Source organism: uncultured Ligilactobacillus sp. (assembly GCF_948826705.1).
Classification (GTDB): Bacteria; Bacillota; Bacilli; order Lactobacillales; family Lactobacillaceae; genus Ligilactobacillus.
This window is the reverse complement of sequence record NZ_CAQLEL010000047.1, coordinates 1-6,588: the sequence shown is the minus strand read 5'-3', so window position 1 is coordinate 6,588 and position 6,588 is coordinate 1. Positions and strand designations below refer to the sequence as shown.

Genomic DNA, 6,588 nt, shown 5'->3' with positions numbered 1-6,588 from the left:
GAAATGGCGATCGTGATCTTTATCATCAGTTTGTTGATCTTGATCATCATTCCTAACGTCGCTAAACAACGTTCCAATGCTGAAAAGGTCAATACTCAAGCCTTGCAAGCTGAATTAGATACACAAGCTCAACTATATGCCGATGAAAAAGGAACTGAGATGGAAAATGTTGCTCCAACGGATCTTGAAAAAGATGGATATTTGACAGCTAAACAAGTAGCTGCCATCGAAAAACATCATCTTAAAGTTGAAAAGAAAGATCAATGATTATGAAAGTTCATGGCTTTACGCTTGTTGAAGTGACTTTGACCCTTTTTATTGCAACTTGTATATTTTTATTTGGGATCGGTCTAGGAACACATACATTAGCTAGTTTACAAGAAAAGTTGTTCTTTAATGAATTGCGTCAAACTTGGTTTGCAACGATCTATCAAGGGGAGCAACAAAAACAATATACTTGGATCCAGTTTGAGAAAAAACAGGTCAAGTTTAGTGTCGGACAAAAGACATTAAAAATTCTGGTATATCCAAGATCATTGACGCCGACAACTGATCATCAGGAGTTATCAGTGAGTGGTCTAGGATCGCTTAGTCCTACGACGGAAACGTTTACTTCAACTTTAGGTAAAGAGTATCAAGTGCATTTTCAATTAGGGTATGGCACACAATATCGTGTTGAAGAATATGCTAAAAGGTAGGTGATAGTGTGCGTGTACAGGCTTTTTTGTTGGCGGATGCACTGAGCAGGATGAGTGTATTATTAGTCGTTAGTACGTTATTGTACTTGACAGATCTACGGTTGCATCAAGCGACAACACAAGCTTATCTACAAGTTCAAGTAGCGCAAAAGTTACTAGTGCAGAGCCGATCACAAACGACAAAAGCTAAAGGAGGAAAAATTGAAGTTCAGATCACAGATCGAGCCGGACATCAAATTACACTTGAATTGCGCAAAGATTAAGGGCTTTACTTTGATCGAGGCCACAGTTGCGCTAGTAGTGACAGCTTTGGGTCTAGCGCTGTTAGCGGGGATCGGCTCAGATATGCAAAAACAAGTGGTGGCTAAACAGGAGACTGATCAATTTGAGTGGGAACGTTTTGTAAGTTTGCTACAAAATGAGCGCCAACATTTCGCCTTAGTAAAAAGACCAGGTGAAAATGTGGAAAATATCTATTTATATAGTCGAAAAGCTAAAAAAGATTATATCGTTCATTATGCAAGTGAACGTGACAAAGTGATCATGGAGACCGCATCTGGTGGTTATATGCCGTTATTGTATCGAGTATCTAGTTTTAGTGCAGTTAAACAAGGTGAAACGATAAAAATAACCGCCCAGATCGATCAAAGAGTTTATCAGGCGACCTTGAGCTTACCGTTACAGAAAGAAAGTGGACTATGAAATTGAAAGGAACACTGCTGAGTTCAGCGCTATTGATGCTAGTTTTGGTGACAGCTGTTTTTTACGCGCAATTGTTAGGACACCAGCTTCAGCAGGCAACATATCAACGACAAAGTATGTATTATCGTGCCCGTGCCTTAGCTGTGTTGGCCCAAAAACTTGACTTAAAACCTGGACAAAAAGCAAGTTCAGCTCAAGGGCAAGTAGAGATGTTAAAAGATCAAGTCAAAGTGTTTCTTCCAAATGGCCAAAAATATACCCTTGATCAGATCAACTAGCTAGCACGACTTGAAATTCTAGTAAGATGTGCGATAATAAGACGTTAGTAAAAAAGTTGATTAGGGTGTGAAAAATGGCATTAGCAAAAGTGGAAGAAAAATTTCAATTATTGAATGAAGCGATCGAGCTCTTGCAAGAAAATGTAGGATGTTCAACGTTAGATGCTTTAATAGAAACGTTTGAAAATTTGTTAGATAATGGTCGAGTCCATGTTGAAGACGGGACACCAGATGAAGCAACAGTCGCTAAACTAAAAGATTTCTATCAAAAGATCGATTTAGCTTCTTTATCTAAAGAAGAACGGCGCTTAGTATTGCAATTGTGCCTTTTACAAGCTTATAAGCGTGAAAAAGTTCAAGCAAATCACCAAATGACACCAGATACGATCGGATTTTTATTGGCATATCTGATCGAAAAAGTTGGGAAATATACAGCTGGCCTAAAGCTATTGGATCTGACGGTCGGGACAGGAAATTTGTTATCAGCGATCTTGAGCACCTTAGAGAAAAATGGCTGGAAAGAGCTTGATGTCTATGGGGTCGACAACGATGATACGATGTTAGCTTTAGCCAATATCTCTGCTGAATTGATGCAAAGTAAAACGCAATTGGTCCATCAAGATGCATTGGCTGAGTTACAAGTACCACTAGCTGATATTGTCGTAGCTGATCTGCCGATCGGCTACTATCCTCTTGATAGTCGGGTAAAAGAGTATCAGACAGCATTTGCCGAAGGGCATTCTTACGTACATTATCTGCTGATCGAACAAGCACTTGAGCAATTAGTAGATGGCGGTTGGGGTGTCTTTGTCGTTCCACGTGGGATGTTTGAAGCCCCTGAGGCCAAACAATTACTGCAAGTGATCCAAGAAAAAGGCTATTTACAAGGTCTGCTCAATTTACCACAGCAACTATTTATCAATGAGAATTCGCAAAAATCGATCTTGCTCTTACAAAAGAAAGGAGCACATGCTAAGCAAGCTGAACCTATCTTATTGGGAGAATTTCCACTGATGAAAAATCAAATGGAGTTTGTCAAATTCATGCAAGAGATCGATAACTGGCAAGTTCAAAACTTTGCTTAAAAAACAAAGAGCTACTTTTCCAAAATGGTAGTAGCTCTTTATTTTTGTGTATGATTGAATTTTGTTCATCTAAAAATGAAATAGTTGAATTTTACTTAACTAAAAGATTAAGCTAAACTTAATTATATGAAATATTAAAGGAGTTTTTTGATGGAAAATGAAGAGCAATATGCCCGTGGCTTAAAGAGTCGGCATGTCCAGTTGATCGCATTAGGTGGAACGATCGGGACCGGGCTATTTTTAGGTTCAGGAAAATCGATCCAGTTAGCAGGACCTTCGATCGTCTTAGCATATCTTATAACAGGTGCGATCTGCTTCTTGTTGATGCGTGCGATGGGGGAATTGCTACTTTCGGACTTAAAGAGCCATTCGTTTATTGATTTTATCGAGCGCTATTTAGGCAAAGATATTGGCTTTATCACCGGTTGGACATATTGGGTCTGTTGGATAACGATCGCGATGGCTGATGTGACGGCAAGTGGGATGTACATCCACTATTGGTTCCCACATATTCCTGAGTGGATCCCTGGTTTCATCATTTTAGCGATATTGCTAGCTTTGAATTTGATCACTGTTGCTTTGTTTGGCGAGACTGAATTTTGGTTTGCTTTGATCAAAGTCATTGCGATCGTTGCATTGATCGTGATCGGGATCGTTTTAGTCGTGATCGGTTATGAAACACCTAGTGGACATGCTTCTGTGATGAATTTAGTTGATTATGGTGGTCTTTTCCCTAAAGGCTTAGGTGGATTTTTGATGTCATTTCAAATGGTAACATTTGGGTTTATCGGGATCGAAATGATCGGTGTCACAGCTTCTGAAACTCAAGATCCTAAAACCGTGATCCCTAAGGCGATCAATGAGATCCCACTTCGGATAATTATTTTTTATGTGGGATCATTACTAGCTTTGATGTGTATCTATCCTTGGAGATCGATCACGCCAGATCAAAGTCCATTTGTTCAAGTTTTTGAAAATATTGGTATTCCTGCTGCGGCTGGAATTATTAATTTTGTTGTTTTGACAGCTGCTGCTTCAGCATGTAATAGTTCGATCTTTAACACTGGTCGAATGGTCTTTTCCTTGACATATAAAGAAAAAGGTCGATTTGCTAAAAAGATGAGCAAACTTTCACGGCATCAAGTCCCAGCTAATGCGATCCGCTTTTCGACAGCAGTTATTGCTTTAACGGTCGTAGCCAACTTGGTGATCCCAAACACATCTCTATTTACTTTTATCTCAAGTGTTGCAACGACGTGTTTCCTCTTTATCTGGGGTGCGATCGTGGTCGCTCACTTGAAATATCGTAAAGAGTTGAAAGCTAAGGGGCAAAAAAATGAATCTAATTTCAAGATGCCACTTTATCCAGCTTCAGACTATGCAGTCTTGATCTTTTTAGCTTTTGTCTGTGTGATCATGTGTTTTGAACAAGCAACTTTGATCGCGCTACTGGCTTCGTTAGTTTGGTTTGCAACGCTCTTTATGTTAAATAAGTTGCGTAAAAAACATTTATCTGAAAATTAGTAAGTAGAGTATTCGACAATATGGTCAGTACTTATGAGTAGAGAGGGTCTTACTATGATGTATATTTTTTGCATCGTGGTGAGACCCTTGTTGTATTATCGAACATAGCGTAGATGCATATTTGATACCGTCAGTCTTTTTGAAACCAGATAGTGCGTCACTACTTGGCTTTGGTCTAAGCAGTTACCTTTTATGTGATTTTCAGCTATACTATATTAGAGGTATATCAACCATTATTGTAATTAATAGTATATGTGATTCACACGAAAGACAAATGTGATGTGAATGTGACAAGAAATTTAGGAAAGGAGAGGCTATATTTCTTTCGCAAGCAACATGCTTGACTACATTTTATATAGCAGGAATTTTTTTGAATAGTGAAAAAAAGGAACGCCGAGAAGCGCAGTTAGCCAAGAAAGCTGAGACGATCAAAGCTTTTGCGAGTGAAGTCATTTTACAAAGTCCTACCCAAATGTTGATCGATGGGCGACCATATATTTTAGAGAAGAACTATCGCAATGGGTTTGACGTCGAAAAACTAGAGGAACGTTTTAGCGATATTTTGACCAAGTATGATTACATTGTAGGTGACTGGGGTTATGATCAATTGCGGTTGCGTGGCTTTTATGCTGCAAGTAGCAATAAAGGGACGCCAACGCAAAGTATTGAACGTTTACAGGATTATCTTTACGAATATTGTAATTTTGGCTGTGCTTATTTTATCTTGCGCAATTTAGATGTTCAGACTCCGACGCCATCGCATAATGGCGGTAAGAATAAAAAGACTGGTCATAAGCGTCGGACACAAAATAGAAAAGAAAAATCGCAAAAGGCATATACAGCACAACGTGTATATGATATAAATAAAAAGCAACCTCGATCGAAAAAATATACGACAGATCAGGTCAAAAAACGCAAACGGCGCTTTACGATCCGCCAAAAAAATAAATAAGGGGTAGTTTACCAAAATGAAAAAATATGCAGGTTATATGATCGATCTTGATGGCACGATCTATCGTGGTAAGGAAAAGATCCCAGCTGCGAAACATTTTATCGAAAATTTACAGGCTAAAAATATTCCATTTCTCTTTGTGACTAATAATAGTACACAAGCACCGGAAAAAGTCGTTGCTAATTTAGCAAAGAACTTTGATATTCATGTTACAGTCGATAACATTTTTACTTCAGCTTTAGCGACAGCAGATTATATTGCTGATTTGGATAGTGAAAAAAGAACGGTTTATGTGATCGGCGAATTAGGCTTAAAACAAGCTATTTTAGAGCGGGGGTTTAAATTTGAGGAGACAACACCTGATTATGTAGTTGTAGGTCTAGATTATGATGTAACATATCACAAATTTGAATTAGCAACATTAGCGATCAAGCGTGGGGCTACCTTTATTGGGACAAATGCAGATACGAATCTACCTAACGAGCGCGGATTAGTTCCCGGTGCTGGTTCAGTGATCGCTTTAGTTGAATGTGCAACGCAACAAAAAGCACACTATGTTGGTAAGCCAGAAACGATCATCATGGAAAAAGCTTTGAAGCGCTTAGGTCTAGCCAAAGATCAAGTAGCAATGGTCGGTGACAACTATATGACTGATATTCAAGCTGGGATCAATTTTGGGATCGATACGATCTTAGTTTATACAGGCGTTTCAACAAGGGAACAAGTGGCTACTAAAGCTATCAAACCAACAGTTGAGCTCGATTCTTTAGACCAATGGGAAGTCTAAGCGTTCGATATATAAAAGAGGCTGGGATCCAGTTCTTGTTGTTGTTGTTTTTAGTGACGTTTTGCATAACGCTAACTATCAATTTTCATCCACTTTACTGGTGGTTTATGCACCATTATAAACTGTATCAAGAAGTTGGTCTGACTGAACAAGGACTACAGGAGAACTATTTGTCGTTATTGGCATATCTCAATTATCCGTGGGTCACAGATCTCAAGTTATCTTTACCGATATCTTATAATGGTATGCGGCATTTTGAAGATGTCAAACGGCTATTTTTCTTGAATTACAGTGTTTTAGTACTGACTGCTTGGCCAGCGCTACATTATTTGTATGATCTGACACTAAAAAAACGGCTTTGGATCTTACAAGCAAAGATCTATGGCTTAAGTTTGATCTTAGCTGGGTTTATTTGTTTTATAGTGGTCGATTTTGAAGATTTTTTTATCTTTTTTCATGAGGTGTTATTTAGAAATGATGATTGGATATTTGATCCGAATTTAGATCCGATCATCAATGCTTTGCCAAGTGAGTATTTTTTAGCGTGTTTTGGCATATTTGT

The 6,588-nt window shown here is 38.5% G+C and carries 10 protein-coding genes; all 10 read left to right on the top strand.

What is annotated here, in order from left to right; genetic code table 11:
- The coding region (locus Q9Q35_RS02730) for a competence protein ComGC (RefSeq protein ID WP_304652023.1) at positions 1-267 on the top strand (267 nt) is incomplete at its 5' end.
- Positions 264-698 carry a comG operon protein 4 (comGD) gene (locus Q9Q35_RS02725; protein WP_304652022.1) on the top strand — a complete coding sequence of 145 codons (435 nt, stop codon included), beginning with the start codon at positions 264-266 and terminating at the stop codon, positions 696-698. The genes Q9Q35_RS02730 and Q9Q35_RS02725, both read left to right, overlap by 4 nt.
- Before the next feature lie 50 nt (positions 699-748).
- The gene (locus tag Q9Q35_RS02720) at positions 749-961 is read left to right on the top strand and encodes a hypothetical protein (RefSeq protein ID WP_304652021.1); all 213 of its coding nucleotides are present in this window, start codon (positions 749-751) and stop codon (positions 959-961) included.
- Positions 900-1,400, top strand: a complete 501-nt coding sequence (locus tag Q9Q35_RS02715; RefSeq protein WP_304652020.1) for a competence type IV pilus minor pilin ComGF — start codon at positions 900-902, stop codon at positions 1,398-1,400. Before Q9Q35_RS02720 ends, Q9Q35_RS02715 begins: the two co-directional genes overlap by 62 nt.
- Complete coding sequence (locus Q9Q35_RS02710) at positions 1,397-1,678, top strand: hypothetical protein (protein WP_304652019.1); 282 nt, start codon at positions 1,397-1,399, stop codon at positions 1,676-1,678. The genes Q9Q35_RS02715 and Q9Q35_RS02710 overlap by 4 nt, the downstream gene beginning before the upstream one ends.
- Positions 1,679-1,752: 74 nt before the next feature.
- Entirely contained in the window at positions 1,753-2,763 is a 1,011-nt protein-coding gene (locus Q9Q35_RS02705; protein ID WP_304652018.1) for a class I SAM-dependent methyltransferase, read from the top strand.
- A 150-nt stretch (positions 2,764-2,913) separates the two neighbouring features.
- Entirely contained in the window at positions 2,914-4,287 is a 1,374-nt protein-coding gene (locus tag Q9Q35_RS02700) for an amino acid permease (protein ID WP_304652017.1), read from the top strand.
- Between the two features lie 370 nt (positions 4,288-4,657).
- Complete coding sequence (locus Q9Q35_RS02695; RefSeq protein ID WP_304652016.1) at positions 4,658-5,239, top strand: YutD family protein; 582 nt, start codon at positions 4,658-4,660, stop codon at positions 5,237-5,239.
- 16 nt (positions 5,240-5,255) lie between these two features.
- Complete coding sequence (locus Q9Q35_RS02690; RefSeq protein WP_304652015.1) at positions 5,256-6,026, top strand: TIGR01457 family HAD-type hydrolase; 771 nt, start codon at positions 5,256-5,258, stop codon at positions 6,024-6,026.
- Positions 6,014-6,588: TIGR01906 family membrane protein (locus tag Q9Q35_RS02685; protein WP_304652014.1), on the top strand; the 575-nt coding region annotated here is incomplete at its 3' end. The genes Q9Q35_RS02690 and Q9Q35_RS02685, both read left to right, overlap by 13 nt.

Excerpts from the sequence above, each read along its gene's own strand:
- Q9Q35_RS02690 (WP_304652015.1), top strand. The coding sequence starts at position 5,256 with ATGAAAAAATATGCAGGTTATATGATCGATCTTGATGGCACGATCTAT.
- Q9Q35_RS02720 (WP_304652021.1), top strand. The coding sequence starts at position 749 with ATGAGTGTATTATTAGTCGTTAGTACGTTATTGTACTTGACAGATCTA.
- Q9Q35_RS02710 (WP_304652019.1), top strand. The coding sequence starts at position 1,397 with ATGAAATTGAAAGGAACACTGCTGAGTTCAGCGCTATTGATGCTAGTT.
- Q9Q35_RS02705 (WP_304652018.1), top strand. The coding sequence starts at position 1,753 with ATGGCATTAGCAAAAGTGGAAGAAAAATTTCAATTATTGAATGAAGCG.
- Q9Q35_RS02725 (WP_304652022.1), top strand. The coding sequence starts at position 264 with ATGATTATGAAAGTTCATGGCTTTACGCTTGTTGAAGTGACTTTGACC.
- Q9Q35_RS02700 (WP_304652017.1), top strand. The coding sequence starts at position 2,914 with ATGGAAAATGAAGAGCAATATGCCCGTGGCTTAAAGAGTCGGCATGTC.